General features: G+C 60.2%; 24 protein-coding genes, 1 tRNA gene and 1 pseudogene. 12 read left to right on the top strand and 14 right to left on the bottom strand.

The features are described 5' to 3' along the window. Positions 1–67 precede the first annotated feature (67 nt). From ACWNZ1_RS26040 to ACWNZ1_RS26065, 6 genes and pseudogenes are all read left to right on the top strand, one after another. On the top strand, positions 68–502 hold the full coding sequence (locus ACWNZ1_RS26040) for a hypothetical protein (protein WP_238346675.1): 435 nt from the start codon (positions 68–70) through the stop codon (positions 500–502). Then, a pseudogene (locus ACWNZ1_RS26045) lies at positions 499–1,959 on the top strand (RAD55 family ATPase). Before ACWNZ1_RS26040 ends, ACWNZ1_RS26045 begins: the two are co-directional and overlap by 4 nt. A 9-nt stretch (positions 1,960–1,968) precedes the next feature. Next, positions 1,969–3,006 carry a sensor histidine kinase gene (locus tag ACWNZ1_RS26050; RefSeq protein WP_265072380.1) on the top strand — a complete coding sequence of 346 codons (1,038 nt, stop codon included), beginning with the start codon at positions 1,969–1,971 and terminating at the stop codon, positions 3,004–3,006. Between the two features lie 93 nt (positions 3,007–3,099). Further along, positions 3,100–4,296 (top strand): enoyl-ACP reductase FabV, encoded by a 1,197-nt coding sequence (fabV, locus tag ACWNZ1_RS26055; RefSeq protein ID WP_135847152.1) that lies wholly within the window; start codon positions 3,100–3,102, stop codon positions 4,294–4,296. 146 nt (positions 4,297–4,442) lie between these two features. Further along, positions 4,443–4,886 carry a DUF3592 domain-containing protein gene (locus ACWNZ1_RS26060; protein ID WP_135847151.1) on the top strand — a complete coding sequence of 148 codons (444 nt, stop codon included), beginning with the start codon at positions 4,443–4,445 and terminating at the stop codon, positions 4,884–4,886. 4 nt (positions 4,887–4,890) lie between these two features. Further along, complete coding sequence (locus ACWNZ1_RS26065) at positions 4,891–5,478, top strand: hypothetical protein (protein WP_135847150.1); 588 nt, start codon at positions 4,891–4,893, stop codon at positions 5,476–5,478. Positions 5,479–5,559: 81 nt separating this feature from the next. Here ACWNZ1_RS26065 and ychF read toward each other — a convergent pair whose 3' ends face one another. The 8 genes from ychF to ACWNZ1_RS26105 all read right to left on the bottom strand — a co-directional run bounded on the left by ychF (position 5,560) and on the right by ACWNZ1_RS26105 (position 12,481). Then, entirely contained in the window at positions 5,560–6,660 is a 1,101-nt protein-coding gene (gene ychF / locus ACWNZ1_RS26070) for a redox-regulated ATPase YchF (protein WP_135847149.1), read from the bottom strand. Positions 6,661–6,682: 22 nt separating this feature from the next. Continuing rightward, positions 6,683–7,267 (bottom strand): aminoacyl-tRNA hydrolase, encoded by a 585-nt coding sequence (pth, locus tag ACWNZ1_RS26075; protein ID WP_122564708.1) that lies wholly within the window; start codon positions 7,265–7,267, stop codon positions 6,683–6,685. Positions 7,268–7,433: 166 nt separating this feature from the next. Next, on the bottom strand, positions 7,434–8,036 hold the full coding sequence (locus tag ACWNZ1_RS26080) for a 50S ribosomal protein L25/general stress protein Ctc (protein WP_135847148.1): 603 nt from the start codon (positions 8,034–8,036) through the stop codon (positions 7,434–7,436). A 144-nt stretch (positions 8,037–8,180) separates the two neighbouring features. Further along, complete coding sequence (locus ACWNZ1_RS26085) at positions 8,181–9,122, bottom strand: ribose-phosphate pyrophosphokinase (protein WP_003171603.1); 942 nt, start codon at positions 9,120–9,122, stop codon at positions 8,181–8,183. Positions 9,123–9,169: 47 nt separating this feature from the next. Next, a tRNA-Gln gene (locus tag ACWNZ1_RS26090) sits at positions 9,170–9,244 on the bottom strand. 37 nt (positions 9,245–9,281) lie between these two features. Beyond that, positions 9,282–10,133 (bottom strand): 4-(cytidine 5'-diphospho)-2-C-methyl-D-erythritol kinase, encoded by an 852-nt coding sequence (gene ispE, locus ACWNZ1_RS26095; protein WP_135847147.1) that lies wholly within the window; start codon positions 10,131–10,133, stop codon positions 9,282–9,284. 1 nt (position 10,134) lies between these two features. Continuing rightward, positions 10,135–10,752, bottom strand: a complete 618-nt coding sequence (gene lolB / locus ACWNZ1_RS26100; protein WP_256453732.1) for a lipoprotein insertase outer membrane protein LolB — start codon at positions 10,750–10,752, stop codon at positions 10,135–10,137. Between the two features lie 4 nt (positions 10,753–10,756). Then, positions 10,757–12,481 carry a tetratricopeptide repeat protein gene (locus ACWNZ1_RS26105; protein ID WP_256453731.1) on the bottom strand — a complete coding sequence of 575 codons (1,725 nt, stop codon included), beginning with the start codon at positions 12,479–12,481 and terminating at the stop codon, positions 10,757–10,759. A 173-nt stretch (positions 12,482–12,654) separates the two neighbouring features. Between ACWNZ1_RS26105 and hemA the strand changes: the two genes are divergently transcribed. The 6 genes from hemA (at position 12,655) to ACWNZ1_RS26135 (ending at position 18,035) form a co-directional block, all read left to right on the top strand. Continuing rightward, entirely contained in the window at positions 12,655–13,944 is a 1,290-nt protein-coding gene (hemA, locus tag ACWNZ1_RS26110) for a glutamyl-tRNA reductase (RefSeq protein ID WP_135847144.1), read from the top strand. Next, entirely contained in the window at positions 13,941–15,023 is a 1,083-nt protein-coding gene (gene prfA, locus ACWNZ1_RS26115; protein ID WP_135847143.1) for a peptide chain release factor 1, read from the top strand. Before hemA ends, prfA begins: the two co-directional genes overlap by 4 nt. 14 nt (positions 15,024–15,037) lie before the next feature. Further along, the gene (prmC, locus tag ACWNZ1_RS26120; RefSeq protein ID WP_135847142.1) at positions 15,038–15,868 is read left to right on the top strand and encodes a peptide chain release factor N(5)-glutamine methyltransferase; all 831 of its coding nucleotides are present in this window, start codon (positions 15,038–15,040) and stop codon (positions 15,866–15,868) included. Next, entirely contained in the window at positions 15,862–16,617 is a 756-nt protein-coding gene (locus ACWNZ1_RS26125) for a molybdopterin-synthase adenylyltransferase MoeB (RefSeq protein ID WP_135847141.1), read from the top strand. The genes prmC and ACWNZ1_RS26125 overlap by 7 nt, the downstream gene beginning before the upstream one ends. Beyond that, on the top strand, positions 16,610–17,401 hold the full coding sequence (murI, locus tag ACWNZ1_RS26130) for a glutamate racemase (protein ID WP_135847140.1): 792 nt from the start codon (positions 16,610–16,612) through the stop codon (positions 17,399–17,401). Before ACWNZ1_RS26125 ends, murI begins: the two co-directional genes overlap by 8 nt. Before the next feature lie 115 nt (positions 17,402–17,516). After that, positions 17,517–18,035: an acyloxyacyl hydrolase gene (locus ACWNZ1_RS26135; RefSeq protein ID WP_135847139.1), complete on the top strand. Its 519-nt coding sequence runs from the start codon at positions 17,517–17,519 to the stop codon at positions 18,033–18,035. A 117-nt stretch (positions 18,036–18,152) separates the two neighbouring features. On the opposite strand, the gene ACWNZ1_RS26140 is transcribed toward ACWNZ1_RS26135, so the two are convergent. The 6 genes from ACWNZ1_RS26140 to ACWNZ1_RS26165 all read right to left on the bottom strand — a co-directional run bounded on the left by ACWNZ1_RS26140 (position 18,153) and on the right by ACWNZ1_RS26165 (position 23,882). Further along, positions 18,153–18,458: a YkgJ family cysteine cluster protein gene (locus ACWNZ1_RS26140; protein WP_135847138.1), complete on the bottom strand. Its 306-nt coding sequence runs from the start codon at positions 18,456–18,458 to the stop codon at positions 18,153–18,155. Between the two features lie 28 nt (positions 18,459–18,486). Beyond that, the gene (locus tag ACWNZ1_RS26145) at positions 18,487–19,260 is read right to left on the bottom strand and encodes an SDR family NAD(P)-dependent oxidoreductase (protein ID WP_135847137.1); all 774 of its coding nucleotides are present in this window, start codon (positions 19,258–19,260) and stop codon (positions 18,487–18,489) included. 112 nt (positions 19,261–19,372) lie between these two features. Further along, on the bottom strand, positions 19,373–20,806 hold the full coding sequence (gene phrB / locus ACWNZ1_RS26150) for a deoxyribodipyrimidine photo-lyase (RefSeq protein WP_256453730.1): 1,434 nt from the start codon (positions 20,804–20,806) through the stop codon (positions 19,373–19,375). A 12-nt stretch (positions 20,807–20,818) separates the two neighbouring features. Further along, entirely contained in the window at positions 20,819–21,757 is a 939-nt protein-coding gene (locus ACWNZ1_RS26155; RefSeq protein ID WP_256453729.1) for a MerR family transcriptional regulator, read from the bottom strand. Then, positions 21,757–22,719, bottom strand: a complete 963-nt coding sequence (locus ACWNZ1_RS26160) for a YbgA family protein (RefSeq protein ID WP_256453728.1) — start codon at positions 22,717–22,719, stop codon at positions 21,757–21,759. Before ACWNZ1_RS26160 ends, ACWNZ1_RS26155 begins: the two co-directional genes overlap by 1 nt. A gap of 176 nt (positions 22,720–22,895) precedes the next feature. After that, the gene (locus ACWNZ1_RS26165) at positions 22,896–23,882 is read right to left on the bottom strand and encodes an NAD(P)/FAD-dependent oxidoreductase (protein WP_135847133.1); all 987 of its coding nucleotides are present in this window, start codon (positions 23,880–23,882) and stop codon (positions 22,896–22,898) included. Between the last annotated feature and the right edge of the window lie 83 nt (positions 23,883–23,965).

A 23,965-nucleotide genomic window follows, 5' to 3' on the forward strand; every position in this document is an offset into this window, starting at 1 on the left:
CAATAGGGTCTCGATAACCGGCTTGAGGGTGTACTATCGATGTCTACCCATCAGATATCAGTTAGCTATGTCCACGCTAAGCGAAGAGAGCCGTCAGATCGTAGCTTCTCTGGCGCACCGCGTTGGCCCCAACGCTGACATTGCAAAGACCGCCCACGCGATCATTTCAATTCTGCAGGATATAGAGGCTGCTCTTACGCCCGTCATCGGTCCACAAGGGGTTGCGGCGCTTTATCGCCGCAGCCTGCACCTGTGCGCATCCACTTATCCGCGCCTGGCCAGCATCTGCGACAAGGTGCCGCCTGGCCTGGCTCTGACTGCCCTTAAATCTGTACTCGTTGAGCAAAGCGAAGCCGATGCGCTGTTTTTCGGTGAAATGTTGCTGACTATATTCTACGAGTTACTGACTACGCTGATCGGGCCCTCGCTCACCGCACGTTTGCTTCGTGGCGTGTGGGAACCTTCTTTGAGCGACACCCCTTCGCAGGAAAATTCGCCATGAGCACCAAAGTGACTATCAACCGCTTGGCCACCGGCGTGCCAGGACTGGACGAGGTCTTGGGTGGAGGGTTGCCGGAGTTTTCGTTCAACCTGATCGCCGGCCCCCCCGGTTGCGGCAAGACCACCCTCGCGCACCAGATGATGTTTGCCCTGGCGACCCCAGAGCGTCCCGCGCTGTTTTTTACTGTGTTGGGCGAGCCGCCGCTGAAGATGCTGCGTTATCAACAGCAGTTCGACTTCTTTGACAACGAGGCGATCAATCAATCGATCCGTTAGGTCAACCTGGCTGACGACACCCTGGCCGGGGATCTGGACGAAGTGCTGCGACGCATTGTCAGCGAGGTGGAGGCTCACTCCCCGGCGCTGGTGTTCGTTGACTCGTTCCGTTCGGTGGTGCTGGCCAGCCAGACCCAGGACAACCCCAATAACAACTTGCCGCAGTTCGTCCAGCAGTTGGGCATGCTGATGACCACCTGGCAGGCCACGACGTTTTTGATCGGCGAATATTTCACCGAAACCGATACCAACCCGATTTTCACCGTCGCCGATGGGCTGATCTGGCTGCGCCAGAGCGTTCAGCGCAACTCCATGGTGCGCAAGATGGAAATCATGAAGATGCGCGGCCAGCCGACGCTGCCGGGACTGCACACCTTCCGTATCGCCGCGTCAGGAATCAAGGTATTTGCCCCCGCTCCCTTCAACCCGAGCGAAACGTCGATGGAATTTCCCATCAAGCGCCTGGCAATGGGTGTACCGCAGCTCGATGACATGCTCGGCGGTGGTCTGCCGCGCGGGTATTCCTTGTTAGTGGCGGGCCCGTCCGGTTCGGGTAAAAGCATTCTGGCGGCGTCCTTTCTCGCCGAAGGCGCGCGCAACGGTGAGACCGGCGTGATCGCGGTGTTTGAACAGCGTCCCAATCACTCCCAGAACGCCACGCTCACCCACTTGATTCAATGTGGAAAAGTCGGGCTGGTGGATAGCCGCGCGCCGGACCTGTCCATCGACGAAATCGTGCACTTGCTGCTGGGCGAGATCGCCCGCCTGAAAGCGACCCGGGTGGTCATTGATTCGCTGTCGGGCTTCGAACTGGTGCTGGCGCCTACCTTTCGCGAGGACTTTCGCGAGTCGCTGTCGCGCATGGTCACGGCGTTGACCAGCGCCGGTGTCACGGTATTGCTGACTTCGGAGCTGGAGGACCGCTACACCGATCTGCGTTTCAGTCCTTACGGCACAGCGTTTCTCACCGACGCCATCATCGTTCAGCGCTACATTGAAGTGCAGAGCCGTTTATTGCGCATCATGGCCGTGGTCAAGGTGCGGGCCAGTGCCCACTCCGATGAGCTACGCCTTTATCGCATCGACGACAACGGTTTACAGATCGGCGAAATGTTGCCGGATCAGGAGGGGTTGCTCGGCGGCCGGCCTACCTTGCGACGTTCCGGCCACGGCGCGGGATGAGTCACGATCATGGATGAGGGCAATGGCAAGAATGAGCAAGCGAAGGCCACGGTCGCTCGCGAGCTGTTCCTGCTTGGCCAGAAAACCGTCGAGGCGCGGGCGGTGCTGGCGGCGTTGCAGAAGGAGCTGCGCGACGCCAGCACTCAACTGGCCGATAAGCAGCAGATCGAGCAGTTGATCGAGGCCAATCAGCAGTTGGTCCTGGCGATCCTGTCGGCCCAGTCCGAGGCTGAAAAGCCAAAAAACACGCAGGGAGTAGAACAACAACAGCTGTATCTGGATATGCGCGAAGCCAATGAGCTATTGGTCATCGCCGCCCTCAGCGCGCAACATCTGAAGGCCTCGGCCGAACGCGCGCTGGAGCGCCAGCGTAGCGTCCTCGCCCTGGTGGCCCATGAACTGCGCAATCCCCTGACCCCCATCAGCATGATTGCCGGCCGACTGGCACGGGTGCCCAGTGAGGAGCTGCCGCGCATGCAGAAAGTGATCGAAAGCCAGGTGCGGCACATGTCTCGGTTGGTCGAAGACTTGCTCGACGTCTCTCGGGTCAAGACCGGTAAGTTTCGCCTCGATTGCCAGATGGTCGATATCGTTCAGATCATTCATGAGTCCATCGACAACTGTCGGCCGGTCATGCTCTCTGGCAACCTGCACTTCAGCGCCGAATTACCCGAGTGTGCATTATCGGTCAACGGTGACTCGGTGCGGCTCGCTCAGATTTTTGACAACTTGCTGGGCAATGCCGCCAAGTACACACCCGCTGGCGGCACGATCAGGCTTTCGGCCACCGTCGAGGTCGGCAGAGTGGAGATCAGTCTCCGCGATAGCGGCATAGGCATCTCGGCCAAGGCACTGCCGTTCATTTTCGAGCCGTTTGTGCAGGACGTTCACGCCGTCGGTTTCAATGGCGCTGGCCTGGGCATTGGTCTGACGGTGGTACGCGAGTTGGTCGAAAGCCATGGCGGCACCGTGACCGGCAAGAGCGCGGGGGATGGCCAGGGGAGTGAGTTCGTGGTGAGGTTGCCGTTGGTGAATCAAACCACGTAAAGGAACATTCACCGTGACGCTTCAACTTTCCTGGCGTCTACGACTTTATAGCCAGTGTTGGCACTCTACATCCTGGAAGAGGCAGGTCCCTTTATGATCATCAAACCGCGCGTTCGTGGCTTTGTCTGTGTGACGACCCACCCCACTGGCTGCGAAGCCAACGTCAAGAGTCAGATCGACTACGTTAGCGCACAAGGCCCCATCGCTGATGGGCCAAAGAACGTACTCGTGATCGGCGCATCGACCGGTTACGGCCTTGCTGCGCGGATCACCGCCGCTTTTGGTTGTGGCGCCAAGACGCTCGGTGTGTTTTTTGAACGTGGAAGTGATGCAGGCAAGCTCGGCACCGCCGGCTGGTACAACACTGCGGCCTTTCACTCGTTTGCCGAGTCCGAGGGCCTCTACGCCAAGAGCATCAACGGCGACGCTTTTTCCGATGAGATCAAACAGCAGACCATCGACGTCATCAAACGCGACTTTGGCAAGGTCGACCTCGTTGTGTACAGCCTGGCCGCGCCACGCCGCACGCACCCCAAGACTGGTGCCGTACTGAGCTCTACCCTCAAGCCACTCGACAAGGCCGTGACCTTGAAGGGTGTGGATACGGACAAAGAAGTGGTCAAGGACACCACCCTGGAGCCGGCGACCCAAAGCGAGATCGATGGCACGGTGGCCGTGATGGGTGGCGAAGACTGGCAGATGTGGATCGATGCCCTGCACGAAGCGGGTGTTCTGGCTGATGGGGCGAAAACGACTGCGTTCACCTACCTGGGCGAAAAGCTGACGCATGACATCTACTGGAATGGCTCTATTGGCGCGGCCAAGAAGGACCTGGATCAGAAAGTCCTTGGCATTCGTGAACGATTGGCTGTTCTGGGGGGCGATGCGCGGGTCTCGGTATTGAAAGCGGTGGTGACTCAGGCCAGTTCAGCGATCCCGATCATGCCGCTGTACCTGTCATTGCTGTTTAAAGTCATGAAGGCACAGGGCACGCACGAGGGTTGTATCGAACAGGTCCATGGGCTCTACAAGGACAGCTTGTACAGCCAATCTCCAGTGATGGACGAGGAAGGACGCCTGCGCGCGGACTACAAGGAGCTGGCTCCCGAAGTCCAGGACCGCGTCAAGCAGCTCTGGGATCAGGTCAGCACGGATAACCTTTATGAGCTGACTGACTTTGTCGGTTACAAAGCGGAGTTCCTGCGTCTCTTCGGCTTCGGGATCGAAGGGGTGGACTATGAGGCTGACGTCGATCCAGACGTGAAGATTGCCAATCTGGTCCAGGCATAGGCCATCAGTCTGGAAGCTGCCTTGACGCGCAATGCAAGAGGCAGCGGCTTCTCCTGATCATCAATCATTTTGCCGGGGATGTGGCATAACGAAGCTTCTTTGTTATCCTGCCGTCCCTCTTTCATGGACGAACGCCGAGGCAAACCATGGCTAACGACACCCCGTCAAACATCGGGAAGATACTGCTGGGCCTGCTGTTTGCCCTGATTGGTATCGTCCTGTTGGGCATTGCCGTCAATCTCACGCTTGACCGCCGCGAGTTTCTCGCCCGCGCACAGACCGCTGAAGGCACTGTCAGCCACTTGAATGCCGGCGGTTCGCATCCTGAGATCGCCTTCACCACCGGCACTGGCGAAAAAATCTCTTATCCCCAAGGCGGCATAATCTTCGGCTATCGGCAGGGGCAGACGGTACGCGTGCATTACTTGCCCGAGCGTCCGGTCGGCAGCGCTATCGTTGATGATCCGGGTGCGCTTTGGGGGCCTGCCGGGCTGCTGGGGTGCCTCGGCCTGATGTTTACCCTGGCTGGTCTGGCAAAAGTCATTCGTCAGCGCGGTCACGGTGCGGTTCATTCACATAAAGGATTTTGAACGTATGAGCTACAACATCCCAATTCCGCTCAATGAAAGTCGCTGGCAGTACCAAACCGCCAGTGGTGGCGGCCTGACCGTGGTCATGGTGGCGGGCAGTGGTGGTTCGATCACCCTGCGTTCGCCCCAAGGTGAGGACGTCAGCTACCGCTATGGCGGCGTCGGGGTGGGGGCCGGATTTGGTGCGCGGCTGCCGCGTTTTGGCAAGATCAATATCCAGATCAAGGGCAAGAGCGTGGCTGGCGTCGGCGCGGCAGAGGCTTTTCCCAGCTTCGGCAAAGTGTTTGTCAGCGACGCCTTGGCCAGTCGCGACCTGACCAGTGACGATATCACCGGCCCTTGCATGTATACCGAAGTGGGAGGCGGCCTGGTGGTCGGCGGTTCTGCCACGGCGCTGCTGTTCGGGCTTGATCCCAAGTTGCTGGCGTTGTCGGTGGCGCTGAGCTCCAATCCGGCGACCGCGCTCATTGCGTCCACCACGGTCAACCGGCAGTTGGCGCGCTCGGCCAAGGGTGCGCTGGTCATGGCCGGCATGAACGCTGGTGTGCAGGCCGGTGGTGGCGGGGCGATCTACATCGGCTATCTGTTCTAGACGTGTTTATTTGCGAAGCAGGCTCGCCCACACACGAAAAAGCCGCGAATCAACGCGGCTTTTTCTATGCTACCAACAACGTCAGACGTTGAAGCGGAAGTGCATCACGTCGCCATCCTTGACGATGTATTCCTTGCCTTCCAGACGCCATTTACCGGCTTCCTTGGCGCCAGCTTCACCCTTGTACTGGATGAAATCGTCATAGGCGATGACTTCGGCGCGGATGAAGCCTTTTTCGAAGTCGGTATGGATCACGGCCGCGGCTTGTGGCGCGGTGGCACCGACGCGAACGGTCCAGGCGCGGACTTCTTTTACGCCAGCGGTGAAGTACGTCTGCAGGTTGAGCATTTCATAGCCGGCGCGGATCACGCGGTTCAGGCCAGGTTCTTCCAGGCCCAGGGCCTCGAGGAACATGTCCTTCTCTTCGCCGTCTTCGAGCTCGGCGATTTCCGCTTCGATCTTGTTGCAGACCGGTACCACTATGGCGCCTTCTTCTTCGGCGATGGCTTTTACCACGTCCAGCAGTGGATTGTTCTCGAAGCCATCTTCGGCAACGTTGGCAATGTACATGACCGGCTTGGTGGTCAGCAGGTGGAAGCCGCGAACGATCTGCTTCTCATCGACGCCCATGTTCTTGATCAGGCTGCGTGCCGGCTTGCCCAAGGTGAAGTGGGCGATCAACTGCTCGAGCAGGGCTTTCTGGGCGACGGCGTCTTTGTCGCCACCCTTGGCATTGCGAGCGACTTTTTGCAGTTGCTTCTCGCAGCTGTCGAGGTCGGCGAAGATCAGTTCCAGGTCGATGATCTCGATATCGCGTTTCGGGTCGACGCTGTTGGAGACGTGAATCACGTTCTCGTCTTCGAAGCAGCGGACCACGTGGGCGATGGCATCGGTTTCACGAATGTTGGCCAGGAACTTGTTGCCCAGGCCTTCACCTTTCGAGGCCCCGGCTACCAGGCCGGCGATGTCGACGAACTCCATGGTGGTTGGCAGCACGCGCTCCGGGATCACGATGGCCGCCAGGGCGTCCAGGCGTGGGTCGGGCATCGGCACGATGCCGGTGTTCGGCTCGATGGTGCAGAAGGGGAAGTTCTCAGCCGCGATACCGGATTTGGTCAGGGCGTTGAACAGGGTGGACTTGCCGACGTTAGGCAGGCCGACGATGCCGCAATTGAATCCCATGGTGTTTCCCCTCGGATAAGTGTCAGGCCTTCTGGCTGTGCAGGTTTTTCATCGCACGGTTCCATTCCCCGGCGAGGATATCCGGCAGCACGCCGAGGGCAAAGTCGATGCTGGCATCGAGTTTTTCCTGTTCGGCGCGAGGCGCACGACCCAGGACAAAGTTTGAAACCATACTGGCAACGCCCGGGTGGCCGATGCCGAGCCGCAGGCGGTGAAAGGTATTCTGATTACCCAGTTGCGCGATGATGTCGCGCAACCCGTTGTGACCGCCATGGCCGCCGCCCTGCTTGAGCTTGGCGACGCCCGGAGGCAGGTCGAGTTCGTCGTGGGCCACCAGGATTTCTTCAGGCGTTATGCGAAAGAAACCGGCCAATGCCGCCACGGCCTGGCCGCTGCGGTTCATGTAGGTGGTGGGAATCAACAGACGAACATCCTGACCCTGATGCGAGAAGCGCCCGGTCAGGCCGAAATATTTGCGATCGGCCGCCAGGCTGACGCCTTGTGCGTGCGCGATGCGCTCAACAAAAAGGGCCCCTGCGTTATGCCGGGTCTGTTCGTATTCGGCGCCTGGATTTCCCAGGCCAACGATCAGTTTAATGGCAGTCACGATAGGGGCCCTTCCTGGAGTGTGGATAACAACGTCGCGCTCAAACGGTATGGCGACAGTGGACGAAAAGTGCGGATCTACCGTTAAGTAAACTTCGCGTTCTCGCCCGCTGTTTCGCTACGTTCCAGTCCGCGATGTTTCCGGTCACTCCGGCGACAGAGTGAAATTACTCTGCAGCGCCTTCTTCAGTAGCTTCTGGAGCAACACGTGGAGCGTGGACGTTGGCAACAGCCTTGTCATCGCCGTGTGCCAGAGCAACAAACTCAACGCCTTTAGGAGCCTTGAGGTCGGACAGGTGAATGATCGTGCCAACTTCGGCGTCAGCCAGGTCGACTTCGATGAATTCAGGCAGGTCTTTCGGCAGGCAGGTCACTTCGATTTCCGAAACAACGTGCGAAATTTCGCCGCCTTTCTTGATCGGAGCAGCTTCGCCAACGAAGTGCACAGGCACGATAGCGGTCAGTTTCTGGCCAGCGACTACGCGTACGAAGTCAGCGTGCATCACGTGGCCTTTGGCCGGGTGACGTTGCAGGGCTTTGATCACGACGTTTTGCTTGGTGCCACCAACGTTCAGCTCGATGATGTGGCTGTAAGCCGCTTCGTTTTCGAGCAGCTTGGCAACTTCTTTGGCCAGCATGCTGATGGACTCAGGGGCTTTCTCGCCACCGTAGACTACAGCTGGAACCAGGCTTGCGAGACGACGCAGGCGGCGGCTCGCACCTTTCCCCAGGTCGGAACGCACTTCAGCATTCAGGGTAAATTCGTTCATGTTGTATCTCCAAAGTAACCACATTCACCCCCAGCGCTTGCGACCAGCGCTAAAGGCGATATGGGCAAAAAAGCCCCGCCCCGGCAGTGAATGCCGGGGCGGGGCGCTTTTCGTCAACGAGATGTCACGGCAAGGGCAGGGCCCTTAGCGGAACATCGCGCTGATCGATTCTTCATTGCTGATGCGGCGAACCGCTTCGGCAACAACCGGTGCGATATCCAGTTGACGGATACGCGCACAGGCTTGTGCTGCTGCGGACAACGGGATGGTGTTGGTCACCACCAGTTCGTCCAGCACGGAATTTTCAATGTTTTCGATTGCCCGACCCGACAACACAGGGTGTGTGCAGTAGGCAAAGACCTTGGCAGCGCCATGCTCTTTCAGGGCCTTGGCCGCGTGGCACAGGGTGCCGGCGGTATCGACCATGTCGTCGACCAGAATACAGGTACGCCCTTCGACGTCGCCGATGATGTGCATCACTTCGGAGTGATTGGCTTTCTCACGGCGTTTGTCGATGATACCCAGATCCACGCCCAGGGATTTGGCAACGGCCCGTGCACGCACGACGCCACCAATGTCCGGGGACACGATCATCAGGTTTTCGAAGCGCTGATCTTCAATATCATCCACCAGGACTGGGGAGCCGTAGATGTTATCCACGGGAATATCGAAGAAGCCCTGAATCTGGTCAGCATGCAAGTCAACCGTGAGTACACGATCGATGCCGACTACGGTAAGCATGTCAGCCACGACTTTCGCGCTGATAGCCACACGTGCGGAACGCGGACGGCGATCCTGACGGGCATAACCAAAGTAAGGAATAACAGCAGTGATACGAGTAGCCGAGGAACGGCGGAAGGCATCAGCCATCACGACGAGTTCCATCAGGTTATCGTTGGTCGGAGCGCAAGTCGGCTGAATAATGAAAACGTCTTTACCGCGAACGTTTTCATTGATCTCGGCAGTGATTTCGCCGTCGGAGAACTTACCGACAGAGATGTCACCGAGAGGGATATGCAGCTGACGTACGACACGCCGAGCCAGATCGGGGTTAGCGTTCCCCGTAAAGACCATCATCTTGGACACGCGCAGTACCTGAAGGCTGAGGGTATACCTGGATGAGTATAGGAAAATGGCAGGGGCGGCTGGATTCGAACCAACGCATGGCAGGATCAAAACCTGCTGCCTTACCGCTTGGCGACGCCCCTGTATCTGTTGCTGCGAGTGCCCAGCACTCGATTCCTTTTAGAGCAGGCTTTGCAGCTTGCGATGCAACATCGAAACGTTGCTTCCTTTTGCTACAAACCCTGTAAGGGTCTCTGTCAGAAGGGCCGAGACTTTATCAGCTTCAGCTTTGCTTGGGAAGCCCCCAAACACACAACTTCCAGTTCCGGTGAGTTTTGCTTCGGTAAATTTACCTAACAAATTCAATGCGTTACGAACATCTGGATAACGCCTTGCTACCACCGGTAAGCAGTCATTTCGACTGTTTCCCTTGGGAACGGGGCGCACTTTAATGGGAGGAGAGTTACGTGTCAACAGCGGATCTGAAAAAATTTCTGCTGTACTTACAGATACTTGCGGCACCAGTACCAAGTACCAGGGTTCCTCGGGGTCCACCGGGGTGAGTTTTTCCCCGACGCCCTCGGCAAAAGCGGCGTGGCCACGCACGAAAACCGGCACGTCGGCGCCTAGTGTCAGGCCCAGCGCAGCCAGGCGATCCGTGTCCCAGCCCAGCTGCCAGAGGTGGTTGAGCCCGAGTAAAGTCGTCGCCGCATTCGAACTGCCGCCACCGATACCGCCGCCCATGGGCAGGATTTTTTCGATCCAGATATCGATGCCCAGCGAACAAGCGGATTGTTCCTGGAGTTTTTTCGCGGCCTTGACGATCAGATTGCTGTCGTGGGGCACGCCGTCGAATTCGGTGTGCAGGCGAATCACGCCGTCGTCGCGCACGGCAAAGGTGATTTCGTCGCCGTAGTCCAGAAACTGAAAAATCGTCTGCAGCTCGTGATAACCGTCCGGGCGACGCCCGAGGATGTGCAGCATCAGGTTGAGCTTGGCCGGGGAGGGCAGGGTCAGGCGTGGAGCGGTCATGTCATTGCCCCAGCTTGCGCGGCTGCCATTGCTTGATCACCAGCGTGACGTCGAGATTGCTGCCGTGCAGTTTGATGCGTTCGGGCAGCCAGTAGCCGTTCTGCTGGGCATAGCTTAAGTATTCGATCTGCCAGTCATCCTGTTCCAGGTTGGACAGGCGGCTGTCGGCGTCGAGGGTCAGGCGGCTTTTGCTGTCCGGTGCAGGTAGCCCGCGAACCCACCAGGTCAGATGGGATACCGGCAATTTCCAGCCCAGTTGTTCTTCGAGCAGCGCTTCTGGGGTGGGCGCCTCGTAGCGGCCCTGGTTGGCGACTTCCAGCGAGACCTGGCCCGGCCGGCCGGTCAGGCGGGCCGCACCGCGACCCAGAGGCCCTGACAGGCGAATGTCGTAGTAGTCCTGGCGTTGCAACCAGAACAACGTGCCGCTGCCTGAATCCTTCGGTGCGCGAATGCCGATCTTGCCGTCGATTTGCCAGCCGTCGAGGCCGCTCAGTTGTTGCTTGTGTTCACGCCACTGGGCCGGGTTGCCGTGGCCCTGGACGGATTCACGGGCGCCGAAGCCCGCGCAACCGGCGAGCAGGGCGATAAAGCTGAACACGATGAAATGGCGCAAAAACATAATCTTAAAGGGTCTCTGATCCGGTCAGGCGTTTGATGGTGCTGCGCAAAATGGGACTGTCGGGCTGGTCCTTGAGGAACTTGCTCCAGATCTGCCGGGCTTCGCGTTGTTTGCCGTTGGCCCATAGGACCTCGCCCAGGTGAGCGGCGACCTCCTGATCGGGGAAACGCTCCAGGGCTTGGCGCAACAGGCGTTCGGCTTCATCGAGGTTGCCCAGCCGGAAGTTCACCCAGCCGAGGCTGTCGAGCACCGCCGGGTCTTCCGGATTGAGCTGGTGGGCCTGCTCGATCAGCACCTTGGCTTCGTCGTAGCGGGTGGTGCGATCCGACAAGGTGTAGCCCAGGGCGTTGAGGGCCATGGCGTTGTCCGGGTCACGCTGGATGATCAGGCGCAGGTCTTTTTCCATCTGGGCCAGGTCATTGCGCTTTTCCGCCAGCATCGCACGGGTGTACAGCAGGTTCAGATCGTCCGGGTACTGCTTCAAGGCTTGTTGCAACACGTTCCAGGCTTTGTCGCCCTGATTGTTGGCCGACAGGGTTTCGGCTTCGATCAGGTACAGCTGGATGCCGTAGTCCGGCTGGGAGTCGCGCTGTACGGCGAGGCGGCTCTGGGCCTCAGCGGTCTTGCCGTTGCTCATCAGGATATCGGCCTGGCGCAATTGCGCCGGCAGATAGTCGTTGCCCGGGCCGACCTGGGCATACTCGATCAACGCGGTCTCGGGGTCGTTGCGCTCTTCAGCGATGCGCCCCAGGTTCAGGTGAGCCGAGTCGACATGGCTCTCCCGAGCGATCAGGTCTTCCAGATAACCCTTGGCCTCGTCCCAGGCCTTGGCTTCCAGGCAAACCAGCGCCAGGGAATAGCGCAGCTCGTCGTCTTCCGGGTACTGCTGGACCAGGCTGGAGAACTCCACCTTGGCGTCGTCCATGCGGTTGTTTTCCACCAGCATGCGGGCGTAGGTGAGGCGCAGGCGTTTGTCGTCCGGGTACTTCTTGATGCTTTTTTCCAGCAGCGGCAGCGCTTCGTCGCCGCGGTTCAAGCCTTGCAGCAGGCGTGCGCGCAGCAGGATCGGCGCCACTTCACCGGCTTCCGGTGGGTTGTCTTCCAGCAGGGTGAGGGCGCCCTGGGTGTCGCCATCCTGTTGCAGCAGCAGGGCTTTGCCGAAAATCAGCTGGCCGTTGTTCGGGTGACGCTGCAACAGGCGGTCGAAGCTTTTCATCAGGCCGTTGCGGGTTTCCTGGTCGGTGTCGGCGGCGGACAGCGCAAGGAAGTCGAAATGGGTGTCGCCCTTGCCCAGCAGGACCTTCTCCATATACATCATGGAGTCGTCGTAGCGTCCGGCCCGCGCCAGTTGCACGGCGGCAGCGCGCTGCGCGTCAAGATCGTCCGGGGCATTCTTGGCCCAGATCAGCGCGGTATCCAGTGCGGGCTGGTCGGCTCCCAGGTACTCGGCGATGCGAAACGCCCGCTCGGAGATGCCCGGGTCCTGGGTGTTGATGGCCTGGGTCACGTAGTTGTCCAGCGCAATGTCGAAGCGATTGCGCTGGCCCGCCAGTTCGGCACTCAACAGGCTGAAGATGGTTTCTTCGCTGAACGAGCCGTAGACCTTGGGTTTTTCAGGCGCCTGCGTGCTGTCTTCGACCGGCGGCGTGCCGTCCGTCGACACGGGGGCCATGGACTGGCAGCCGCTGAGCAAGGCAAAAGCGAGGAGCAACGCGGAAGATCTATTCATATAGGAAGAGGACGACTAACCTGCGGTCGGATCATCATGACACAAGCCTTCGGTCAAACATAACCGCCCCGTCGATTTACGGCGCGGGTGCGCAGCGATAGAGATCGAGTGGTTGTTCTGAATCTGGCGAAGTAGGACAATTGCCGGCTTCACGTCACTATCAGCGACCTTGAATGGCCTTCCTTGCACTTGGTATTAACCACAAGACTGCTTCAGTAGACGTCCGCGAGCGCGTGGCCTTTACGCCTGAGCAGCTGGTTGAGGCCCTGCAGCAGCTCTGCCGACTCACCGACAGCCGCGAAGCTGCGATCCTCTCCACCTGCAACCGCAGCGAGCTTTATATAGAACAGGATCACGTTTCGGCCGATTCAGTGCTGCGCTGGCTGGCCGAATATCACAACCTGAGCCTTGAAGAGCTGCGCGCCAGTGCCTATGTGCATGAGGACGATGCGGCCGTTCGTCACATGATGCGCGTCGCCTCGGGGCTCGATTCGCTGGTACTGGGCGAGCCGCAGATTCTCGGCCAGATGAAGTCGGCCTACGCCGTGGCGCGGGAGGCCGGCACCGTCGGTCCGCTGCTGGGGCGGCTGTTCCAGGCCACGTTCAACGCCGCCAAGCAGGTGCGCACCGACACCGCCATCGGCGAGAACCCGGTGTCAGTGGCGTTTGCCGCCGTCAGCCTGGCGAAACAGATTTTCAGCGATTTGCAACGCAGCCAGGCGCTGCTGATCGGCGCCGGCGAGACCATTACCCTGGTTGCCCGCCATCTGCACGACCTGGGGGTCAAGCGCATCGTCGTCGCCAACCGGACCCTGGAGCGCGCCAGTACCCTGGCCGAGCAGTTTGGCGCCCACGCGGTGCTGCTGTCGGACATCCCGGCCGAGCTGGTGCACAGCGACATCGTCATCAGTTCCACCGCCAGCCAATTGCCGATCCTGGGCAAGGGTGCGGTGGAAAGCGCCCTGAAGCTGCGCAAGCACAAACCGATCTTCATGGTGGACATTGCCGTCCCCCGGGACATTGAGCCGGAAGTCGGCGAACTCGACGACGTTTATCTCTACAGCGTCGATGATCTGCACGAAGTGGTCGCCGAGAACCTCAAGAGCCGGCAAGGCGCGGCCCAGGCGGCGGAAGAGATGATCACCGTCGGCGCCGACGATTTCATGGTGCGCCTGCGCGAACTGGCGGCGGTGGATGTGCTCAAGGCCTATCGGCAGCAGAGCGAACGCCTGCGCGACGAGGAACTGCAAAAGGCCCAGCGCCTGCTGGCCAACGGTGGCAATGCCGAAGAGGTGCTGGTGCAATTGGCCCGCGGCCTGACCAACAAATTGCTCCACGCCCCCAGTGTTCAGCTCAAGAAGCTGACCGCCGAAGGCCGCCTCGATGCGCTGGCCATGGCCCAGGAACTCTTTGCCCTCGGTGAGGGCTCACCGGATAGCTTTTCGGATAAAAAACCGCAATGAAAGCGTCACTGCTCAATAAACTGGACATCCTCCAGGACCGTTTCGAAGAACTGACCGCCTTGCTGGGCGATGGCGAAGTCATTTCCGACCAGAATAAATTCCGTACTTATTCCAAGGAATATGCGGAAGTCGAGCCGATTGTCGCCACCTATAAACAGTTGCTCAAAGTCCAGGGTGACCTCGAAGGTGCCCAGGCGCTGCTCAAGGACAGTGATCCGGACATGCGCGAAATGGCGGTCGAGGAAGTCCGCGAAGCCAAGGAGCAACTGCTTGAACTGGAAAGCAGCCTGCAACGCATGCTGCTGCCCAAGGACCCGAACGACGGGCGCAACGTATTTCTTGAGATCCGTGCCGGTACCGGTGGCGACGAGGCGGCGATTTTTTCCGGCGACCTGTTCCGCATGTATTCGCGGTACGCCGAACGTCGCGGCTGGCGCGTGGAGATCCTTTCGGAGAACGAAGGCGAGCACGGTGGCTATAAAGAAGTCATCGCCCGTGTCGAGGGTGACAACGTCTACGGCAAGCTGAAGTTCGAATCCGGCGCCCACCGTGTGCAGCGCGTACCAGCCACCGAATCCCAGGGGCGTATCCATACCTCGGCCTGCACCGTGGCGGTATTGCCCGAGCCGGACGAGCAGGAAGCCATCGAGATCAACCCGGCGGACCTGCGGGTCGACACCTACCGCTCCTCCGGTGCGGGCGGCCAGCACGTCAACAAGACTGACTCGGCGATCCGCATCACTCACTTGCCTTCGGGCATCGTGGTCGAGTGCCAGGAAGAACGCTCCCAGCACAAGAACCGGGCGCGGGCCATGTCCTGGTTGTCGGCCAAGCTCAACGACCAGCAGACCAGCGCCGCGGCCAATGCCATCGCCAGCGAACGCAAACTCCTGGTGGGTTCGGGCGATCGTTCCGAGCGGATCCGTACCTACAACTTCGCCCAGGGCCGGGTCACGGATCATCGTGTCAACCTGACCCTGTATTCCCTCGACGAAATTCTTGCCGGTGGTGTCGATGCGGTAATCGAGCCGTTGCTGGCCGAATACCAGGCCGACCAGTTGGCGGCGATTGGCGAGTAAGCACAGGTGAATAAATGACCATCATCGCCAGTTTGTTACGCGCCGCCGAGTTGCCGGATTCGCCCACGCCACGGCTGGATGCCGAGTTGCTGCTGGCCGCTGCACTGGGCAAGTCCCGCAGCTTCCTGCACACCTGGCCCGAGCGGATTGTGCCGAGCGAGGCGGCGCTGCTGTTTTCCGAGTACCTGCGCCGGCGTCGCTCCGGCGAGCCGGTGGCCTACATCCTCGGGCAGCAGGGCTTCTGGAAACTCGATCTGGAAGTCGCCCCCCACACGCTGATCCCGCGTCCTGACACTGAACTGCTGGTGGAAACCGCGCTGGCCTTGTTGCCGGCCACACCGGCCCGGGTCCTGGACCTGGGCACCGGCAGTGGCGCGATTGCCCTGGCCTTGGCCAGCGAGCGTCCGGCCTGGAAAGTCACGGCGGTCGACCGCGTGCTGGAGGCCGTGGCCCTGGCCGAACGCAATCGCCAGCGCCTGGACCTGCACAACGTCACAGTGTTGAGCAGTCACTGGTTCAGCGCGTTGGACGGCGAGCGTTTTGAGTTGATCATCAGCAACCCGCCTTATATCGCCGCCACCGATCCGCATCTGGCCGAGGGCGACGTGCGTTTCGAACCGGCCAGTGCGTTGGTCGCAGGGCAAGACGGTCTGGATGATTTGCGCGAGATCATTGCCCAGGCGCCGGGGCACCTCGAACCGGGCGGCTGGTTGATGCTGGAGCACGGTTACGATCAGGCCGCGGCGGTGGGCGATTTGCTGCGGGCCCAAGGCTTTGCTGAAGTCCACAGCCGCAAGGACTTGGGTGGCCATGAGCGCATCAGCCTGGGGCGCCTGCCGTGCTGAACGATCAGGAGTTGTTGCGCTATAGCCGGCAGATTCTGTTGCAGCATGTCGATATCGACGGCCAATTGCGCCTCAAGCACAGCCGTGTGTTGATCGTCGGCCTCGGCGGTCTTGGCTCCCCGGTGGCGTTGTACCTGGCTGCCGCCGGCGTCGGCGAGTTGCACCTGGCGGATTTCGACACGGTCGACCTGACCAACCTGCAGCGTCAGATCATTCACGACACCGACAGCGTCGGCCTGAGCAAGGTCGATTCGGCGATACGCCGTCTGACGGCGATCAACCCCGAGATTCGGCTGGTGCCGCACCCGACGGCCATGGATGAAGACAGCTTGGCCGCCGCGGTCGCGGCGGTGGATGTGGTGCTCGATTGCTCCGACAATTTTTCCACCCGCGAAGCGGTGAACGCCGCGTGTGTCGCGGCGGGTAAGCCGCTGGTCAGTGGGGCGGCGATTCGCCTGGAAGGGCAGTTGTCGGTGTTCGATCCACGTCGTCCCGAAAGTCCTTGCTATCACTGCCTCTACGGTCACGGCAGCGAAGCTGAGTTGACCTGCAGTGAAGCCGGCGTGATCGGGCCACTGGTGGGTTTGGTGGGTAGCCTGCAAGCCCTAGAAGCCTTGAAGTTATTGGCCGGTTTCGGTGAGCCGCTGGTAGGGCGCCTGCTGCTGATCGATGCCCTGGGCACCCGCTTCCGTGAGCTGCGGGTCAAGCGCGATCCGGGGTGTAGCGTCTGTGGTGACCCGCATGAGTGAGGCTCCGGTCGGCGTGTTCGATTCGGGTGTCGGCGGGCTGTCGGTGCTGGGAGAAATCCGTCAGTTGCTGCCCAATGAGTCGCTGTTGTACGTGGGTGACTGTGGGCATATTCCCTACGGCGAGAAAACCCCGGAATTCATCCGACAGCGCTGCGCGATCATTGCCGACTTTCTCCAGCGCCAGGGCGCCAAGGCGTTGGTGGTGGCCTGCAATACCGCGACGGTCGCCGGGGTGGCTGATCTGCGGCGCGATTTCCCCCATTGGCCCATCGTCGGCATGGAGCCGGCGGTCAAGCCTGCGGCCGCCGCCACCCGCAGCGGCATTGTCGGTGTGTTGGCCACCACCGGCACTTTGCAAAGCGCCAAATTCGCCGCCTTGCTCGACCGTTTCGCCACTGATGTGCGGGTCATCACTCAACCGTGCCCGGGGCTGGTGGAACTGATCGAGGCGGGTGATTTGCACAGCCCGGCCGTGTATCAACTGCTACAGGGCTACGTCGATCCCTTGCTGGCTGCCGGCTGCGATACGCTGATCCTGGGCTGCACGCACTATCCGTTTCTCAAGCCATTGCTCAAGCAAATGATCCCGGAACAGATAAGCCTGATTGACACCGGCGCCGCCGTGGCACGCCAACTTCAGCGGCTGCTGGCCGAGCGGGCGCTATTGGCCGAAGGGCCGGCCAGAGAAACGCAATTCTGGAGTAGTGCAGATCCGATACATTTAAGAAATATCCTACCGATGCTATGGAATTCTTCCGGCGTTGTGCGAAGCTTCGATCTGTAAAGAAAACGTGAAAAATGTGTAAAACGGGGTGAACTTCTGTTTTAACGCGGATTTCTATAGCTTTGTCTGTTTGTAACAAAAAACTAACTAAGGTCGTCGGAAAGGGATGTTTCTAATGAAGCGTTTATTCTGCTTAGCTGCGCTTGCGGCTGCATTGCTGGGGCACACTTACACTGCGCAGGCAGCGGGTGTGGAGTTCGGAGTCGGCCAGACCAGTGACTCGACTATGACCTATCGCCTGGGGATGCAATTCGATTGGGACAAAAGCTGGTTGCAGAGCGATATGGGGCGCCTGACCGGCTACTGGAGCGGTGCCTATACGTATTGGGACGGAGACAAGACATCCAGTAACCACAGCCTGTCGTTCTCGCCGGTCTTCGTGTATGAGTTTTCCGGGCAGAACGTGAAGCCTTACATCGAGGCGGGTGTTGGGGTTGCGCTGTTCGCGGATACCGAAGTTGAAGACAATAAGCTGGGAACGGCTTTCCAGTTCGAGGATCGCATCGGCTTCGGCCTGCGCTTTAACGGCGGACATGAAGTGGGCATCCGCGCCACTCACTATTCCAATGCGGGTATCAAGTCGACCAACGACGGAGTGGAGAGTTACGCGTTGCATTACACCATGCCGCTGTAACGCTCGCCCCCTGTGGGAGCGGGCTTGCTCGCGAAAGCGTGGTGTCAGGCACTTCGGTGTTGGCTGATCCGATGCTTTCGCGAGTAAACCCGCTCCCACAGAAGTCGCGTTGATTTCCTACCGATACGCCGTCGCAATCCCCAAGCGTTCCTCAATGCATTCCGGCGCGCCCATCTCGAATTCGCGGCAGATCAGCGGGCGTTTTTCGTAGATCGTGCACATCATGCTGTCGCGATCCAGGGCCGCGCACCAGCCGTCGTCGAGCCGCAGCATCACTTCCCCGCCCCAATCGTCCGTATCGATAAAACGTTCCGGGACGCCGGTGTCGGTGATCAGCATCACTTCCAACTGGCAGCAGCATGCCGCGCACGTCGAGCAAGTGACGACCGGAGCGGCAATTTCATGGAGGGGAATGGTTTTCATGGCGCGCAGTGTAAGGCAACCAGGCTGTTCAGGGTTGTCCCTTGATCGGGCACTTGTTACTCGCCTGACACGAGTCGATGTCTGCCTGCACGGTCTCGGTCGAAGAAGGCAGTGGCCAGAGCGCGGTCATGGTGGCGACGGGGAGAACCACTTCCTGCGGGCGTTCTTTGAGCTGTGTCAGGACGTGATGCGCTGCCGCTTCGGCCGTCCACCGGAGCGGGGCCGGAAAACAATCGTCGAGATTCGGCGATGGGTTGTCGACGCCTGAGTGAACCAGCGTCACATCGACGCCGTTGGGGGCCAGGTCAACACGAGCAGCGTCGAATAGATAACGCACCCCGCGCTCACCGGAGCCGGTGTGCGATGGTGTCAGGTAAGTCGCCGGGCTGGCGATCCCCACCAGATGAGACTCGTTGCCTGTGCGCAATAATGGCAAGGCTGCGTTGATGCAAAGGCTGGCCGCCAGCAGGTTGCTGCGTACGATGTGTTCGATGATCATATGGTCGATGGGCTGGCCATCAACGTATTCAGCGGTTCCGGCATTGAGAATGACGATGTCCAGAGCGCCCCATTGGCGGGTAATTTGCTCGCCGATCTCACGCACGGTCTGGCTGTCGGTCAAATCGCCGGGTACCGCCAGTACTTGGCCTGGATAGCGTGCCGAAAGGCCTTCACATGACCCCGCCGACCGCGAGCTGACGGCCAGGAGCGCACCCGTTTCGAGTATCGCTTCGGCCAAGGCCGCGCCGACTCCATTGCCCGCGCCGGTCAGCCAATATCGCGTAGGTGGTTCTAAAGCCATTCCATACTCCTCACGACGGGGCAGTGCTCAAGTTCGATATGAACTGTATGACCGCAGGGTTGAAATTGCATCTGGCGGGGGGCAATTTCATGTTCGCTGATCGCCCAGTCTCTCAATCGTCGCCTTTTCGCACCGCGAGATCTCTGAATGCTGACAGTGCGCGCGCCCGGGATTCGCTCAAGTCGACGATCGGAGAGGGGTAATCCACTCGATCAAACAATCCGCCCTGGGTATTTGGGCTATGGACCTGTTGCCTGTCGAGATCGTTCAGTTCAGGCAACCAGCGTTTGATGAACAAACCCTCGCGATCGAATTTCTCCGACTGGCTCAATGGGTTGAAGATTCGGAACCAGGGCGCCGAGTCCGTGCCGGTGGAGGCGCTCCATTGCCAACCGCCATTATTGGCGGCCAGGTCGCCGTCGATCAGGTGTTGCATGAAAAAGCGCTCACCCTCGCGCCAGTCGATCAGCAGGTTCTTGGTAAGAAACATCGCCACCACCATCCGCAAGCGGTTGTGCATCCAGCCGGTTTCCAGCAACTGACGCATGGCCGCATCAATAATGGGCAAGCCAGTTCGTGCCTGCTTCCAGGCCTCCAGTTCCTCGGGGGCCTTGCGCCAGGCCAACGCTTCGGTTTCCGGGCGAAACGCGCGATAGCGCGACACGCGTGGATAGCCCACTAGAATATGTTTATAGAACTCGCGCCAGAGCAATTCATTGATCCAGGTCACTGTTCCGACACTTCCGCTCTCGAATTCCCCCTGATTGGCTTGCAGCGCCGCGTGCAAGCATTGGCGCGGTGAAACTACGCCGGCCACCAGATAAGCCGAAATCTGGCTGGTGCCCGGTCTTGCTGGAAAATCCCGTTCACCCTGGTAGTCATCGAGGTGTTGCTCGACAAAGGTGTCCAAGCGTCGCCGGGCCTCGTCTTCACCGGCGGGCCAAAGTGCACGCAGCGCTTCACTGGCCAGGGTGAACCCTTCGACCTGCGTCGGTATTGGATCACTGGCGATACCGGTAGGCGCTTGCCGGGCGGGTGTGGCGACCAGGCTCGGCAGTGAGAAGTGCAAGCGGTTGTAGCAAACCTTGCGGAACTGGCTGAACACCTGGAAGTAATTCCCGGTCTTGGTCAGCACGCTGCCGGGCTTGAACAGCAACTGGTCAAGGTGGCTGTGAAACTCGATGGCCTGGCCCCTCAAGGCCTGGGCAACCTCGGCGTCGCGGCGGGTTTCGTTCAGGCCGTATTCTTCGTTGACGTGAACGGCGCTGATCTTCAGTTCGTCGCACAGCCTGAGGAGCACCTGCGATGCCTGATCCCAGAGCGGCGCGGGGCGGATCAGCAGGGGAATATTCAGCGCGTCCAGAGCGGCGCCCAGCGAGGCGAGGTTGCGCAACCAGAAATCGATCTTGCACGGTGCATCGTCATGGGCACGCCATTGTGCCGGGCTCGGCAAGTACACCGCTACGCATGGCCCCCGGGCTGCGGCCGACGCCAGGGCGGTGTTGTCGTGCACGCGCAAGTCGCTGCGCAGCCAGATCAGTTGCATGCTGTTTTCCATTTAAAGAAGTTCTCTGCGGCTCAGTTCGCGGTGAGCCGATAACGGGTCTTCGGCCCAGGTGACGTCAGTCATCGAGACGCTTGTGGATAACCTGGCGTGGTGAATAGACGCGGCCGAGCCGGCGATGATGATCGGGCAATCGATACCGCTCAGCAGTTTGGGCAGTTGGGACAGGTTCAGGGCGTTACTGGAATACAGCAGCACGCCGCGAGCCTTGAGGCGCTCGACCGCCAGGGCCAGTTCGCCCGCCGGTAGAGGCCCATCGAACACTTCCACCGGGCAGTCGGCGCTGCTGGCCAGCCAGGCCGTGAGCCAAAGTTGCGGTTCCAGGGGCAACTGCGAATGGTTGACCAGCAGCAACGGCGCGCCGCGTAGCTGACGGTTGTTGTGGTAGATCCGACTGCCGAATTTGCTGCGCAGCCAGGAGTACAGGAACACACGTTCCAGCTGCGCACCGAGCTGGCCTTGCCAGCGCAATTGCAGCTCAGCGAGCAGCGGCAGCAGCAACTGCTCGCAGACGGTCCGGGGCGGGTACAGCGCGATGGCCTGATTGAGTAGATCATCAACCTGACGCTCAGCCAGTTGCGTCACCGCCAATACCAGGGCCTGACGCTGGCGCTGCCAATCGTTTTCTGGCGGTTCGGCAGGCGGCGGCGGTGTATCAAGCAACGGCTTGATCTTGCTCACGGCCACTCCGCGATTGATCCAGGTGAGGATGCTCAGGATCCGTTGCACGTGTTCGGCATTGAACAGTCGATGGCCCTTGGGGGTGCGGTGCGGCACGATCAAACCGTAACGGCGCTCCCAGGCCCGCAACGTGATGGCGTTGACGCCGGTTTGTCGGGCGACTTCGCGTATGGGGAGCCAGCCCTGCGCCAGGGCTTTTGCGAAATCGGCCCCCAGGTCTTCGCTGGCGCTGGAATCGGGTTCGTTCTTCATCAGATGGCGTTGCGCAAGCTGAGGTTTTCCGGATGCGGTTGCAGGTAGACCTGCTGCGCCAGGTAAGGATCGGGGTGCTGGCGCAGGTGATGCTTGAGCAAGGTCAGCGGTACCACCAGCGGCACGATGCCCTGGCGATACTGCCCGATCAGATGTTGCACTTCCTGCTTGTCTTCGGCGGTGATGGCGCGCTTGAGGTAACCGCTCAGGTGCTGCAACACATTGGTGTGGGTGCGGCGCGTGGCGCATTTTTTCAAGGCCGTCATCAGCGCGCTGAAATAGCGCGGGCCCAGTTCATTGGCATCGGCCTTGCCCATGCTGCCGAGCAAGTTGCCCAGGGCCTTGTACTGCACCGGGTTGTGGGCCATCAGCAGGTATTTGTAGCGCGAGTGAAATTTGATCAGGTCGCGCCGGGTCAGGCCTTGGCGGCGCAACGGTTGCCAGGCGGCATAGGCGAACACCCGCGTCAGGAAGTTCTCCCGCAGCACCGGGTCGTTGAGGCGACCGTCTTCCTCCACTGGCAGGTCGGGGTGACGTTCGCAAAAGGCCTGGGCATAGATACCGCGTCCACCGCCGTCCTGCGGCACGCCATTGTGGTCGTAGACTTTCACCCGCTCCAGCCCGCAGGACGGCGATTTCTGCATGAAAATGTAGCCGCAGAGGTCACTCAGTTCCCCTGCCATCTGTTGCCCGTATTCGGCCAGTGGTCGGGTCACGTCAAGGTCACGGTTTACCGTGCCAACGGCCTCGGGGTGCGCGACATCGCCCACCAGCCGGATTGGCTCCCGAGGGATGCCCAGGCCAATGGCGACTTCCGGGCACACCGGCACGAAATCGAAGTAATCGACCAAGCTGCGGCTGCACAGCTGCGATTGCTTGTGCCCGCCGTTAAAGCGAACTTCAGCACCCATCAGGCAGGCGCTGATGGCAATTTTCGGTTTGGTGACGGTTGCGTTGGGCATGGTGAACCTCTGATTGCTCAATCCTGTACAGAAAACTAATTTTGTACAATATTTTCATCATAGGTTCGAACCTGCACAAGTCAATTCGTTTTGTGCAAGGAAGTGCTTTGGAGGGTTCTTTTCACAGATGGGCTGCTGTCTCTTTCGACAGCAGCGGGTGAGGTTAGGTGGTCGATCTACTGCAGGCTGGCGTGCAGGCGACGTGCGGCTTCCTGGCCACTGAGCCACGCACCTTCGACGCGCCCGGACAGGCACCAGTCGCCACAGACATACAGGCCCAGATCAGCATCGGCCAGGGCGCCCCATTCATGGTTGCCAGCAGGGCGGGCATAGAGCCAGCGATGAGCGACGCTGAAGCTCGGGGCAGGCATGGCGCTGTGCAGCAGTTCGGCGAAGGCACCGTGAAGCTGTTCGATCACGGCTTCCTTGGACAGGTCGATGTGCTGCCGACTCCACTCGCTGGTGGCGTGCAATACCCAGGTGTCGAGCTGACTGTCGCGCCCCGGTTTGCTGCGGTTGCGGGCCAGCCAATCGAGTGGGCTGTCCTGTACGAAGCAGCCCTCCATGGGCGTATCCAGCGGTGTTTCGAAGGCCAGGGCCACCGCCCAGGTCGGGTCCATTTTTACCCCGGCTGCCACGCCGGCGAGCTTCGGTACGGCCGCCAGCAATGCGGTGGCCTGGGGCGCGGGCGTGGCGATCACCACCTGGCCGAAGGGGCCATGGGTGAAGCCTTCTGCGTCTTGCAGGTGCCAGTGTTCCTGGCCCCGGTACACCTCGGTGATTCGGCAAGAGAACTGCACTTGCAACTTGCCGAGCAGGGCGCGGGTGATGGCGCTCATGCGCGGGGTGCCGACCCAGCGGGTCTGCTCGTCTGGCGAAGGGCTCAGTTGTCCGCCCTGGAAGTTATAGAGTTGCGGGTTCCATTCCGCGGCCCAGCCATTGGCTTGCCAGCGCTGGACTTCCATGACAAAACGGCGATCGCGGGCGGTGAAGTATTGCGCGCCCATGTCGAGCGCGCCGGCATCGCTGCGTTTGCTCGACATACGTCCGCCGCTGCCATGGCTTTTATCGAAGAGTTGAACGACATGCCCGGCCTCCGTCAGGGCCTGGGCGGCTGAGAGTCCGGCGATGCCGGTGCCGATGATTGCGATAGGTACAGTCATGAGGGCCTCGTTTACCTTTCTGTACAGACTACGCCGTCGTTTAAACCTGTACAATTCGGGTTTTTGGTATAAGTTTCACCGTT

It is taken from the genome of Pseudomonas sp. CFBP 5748, assembly GCF_053850495.1.

What these genes read in the sequence shown, in the direction of transcription:
- phrB (WP_256453730.1), bottom strand. Translation starts at nt 20,806, where the DNA reads ATGCAACTGATCTGGCTGCGCAGCGACTTGCGCGTGCACGACAACACC.
- ACWNZ1_RS26105 (WP_256453731.1), bottom strand. Translation starts at nt 12,481, where the DNA reads ATGAATAGATCTTCCGCGTTGCTCCTCGCTTTTGCCTTGCTCAGCGGC.
- ACWNZ1_RS26155 (WP_256453729.1), bottom strand. Translation starts at nt 21,757, where the DNA reads ATGAAGAACGAACCCGATTCCAGCGCCAGCGAAGACCTGGGGGCCGAT.
- ACWNZ1_RS26080 (WP_135847148.1), bottom strand. Translation starts at nt 8,036, where the DNA reads ATGAACGAATTTACCCTGAATGCTGAAGTGCGTTCCGACCTGGGGAAA.
- ispE (WP_135847147.1), bottom strand. Translation starts at nt 10,133, where the DNA reads ATGACCGCTCCACGCCTGACCCTGCCCTCCCCGGCCAAGCTCAACCTG.
- fabV (WP_135847152.1), top strand. Translation starts at nt 3,100, where the DNA reads ATGATCATCAAACCGCGCGTTCGTGGCTTTGTCTGTGTGACGACCCAC.
- prmC (WP_135847142.1), top strand. Translation starts at nt 15,038, where the DNA reads ATGACCATCATCGCCAGTTTGTTACGCGCCGCCGAGTTGCCGGATTCG.
- prfA (WP_135847143.1), top strand. Translation starts at nt 13,941, where the DNA reads ATGAAAGCGTCACTGCTCAATAAACTGGACATCCTCCAGGACCGTTTC.
- ACWNZ1_RS26160 (WP_256453728.1), bottom strand. Translation starts at nt 22,719, where the DNA reads ATGCCCAACGCAACCGTCACCAAACCGAAAATTGCCATCAGCGCCTGC.
- lolB (WP_256453732.1), bottom strand. Translation starts at nt 10,752, where the DNA reads ATGTTTTTGCGCCATTTCATCGTGTTCAGCTTTATCGCCCTGCTCGCC.
- ACWNZ1_RS26065 (WP_135847150.1), top strand. Translation starts at nt 4,891, where the DNA reads ATGAGCTACAACATCCCAATTCCGCTCAATGAAAGTCGCTGGCAGTAC.
- ACWNZ1_RS26165 (WP_135847133.1), bottom strand. Translation starts at nt 23,882, where the DNA reads ATGACTGTACCTATCGCAATCATCGGCACCGGCATCGCCGGACTCTCA.
- ACWNZ1_RS26050 (WP_265072380.1), top strand. Translation starts at nt 1,969, where the DNA reads ATGGATGAGGGCAATGGCAAGAATGAGCAAGCGAAGGCCACGGTCGCT.
- ACWNZ1_RS26145 (WP_135847137.1), bottom strand. Translation starts at nt 19,260, where the DNA reads ATGGCTTTAGAACCACCTACGCGATATTGGCTGACCGGCGCGGGCAAT.
- ACWNZ1_RS26060 (WP_135847151.1), top strand. Translation starts at nt 4,443, where the DNA reads ATGGCTAACGACACCCCGTCAAACATCGGGAAGATACTGCTGGGCCTG.
- ACWNZ1_RS26040 (WP_238346675.1), top strand. Translation starts at nt 68, where the DNA reads ATGTCCACGCTAAGCGAAGAGAGCCGTCAGATCGTAGCTTCTCTGGCG.
- ychF (WP_135847149.1), bottom strand. Translation starts at nt 6,660, where the DNA reads ATGGGATTCAATTGCGGCATCGTCGGCCTGCCTAACGTCGGCAAGTCC.
- ACWNZ1_RS26140 (WP_135847138.1), bottom strand. Translation starts at nt 18,458, where the DNA reads ATGAAAACCATTCCCCTCCATGAAATTGCCGCTCCGGTCGTCACTTGC.
- hemA (WP_135847144.1), top strand. Translation starts at nt 12,655, where the DNA reads ATGGCCTTCCTTGCACTTGGTATTAACCACAAGACTGCTTCAGTAGAC.
- murI (WP_135847140.1), top strand. Translation starts at nt 16,610, where the DNA reads ATGAGTGAGGCTCCGGTCGGCGTGTTCGATTCGGGTGTCGGCGGGCTG.
- ACWNZ1_RS26135 (WP_135847139.1), top strand. Translation starts at nt 17,517, where the DNA reads ATGAAGCGTTTATTCTGCTTAGCTGCGCTTGCGGCTGCATTGCTGGGG.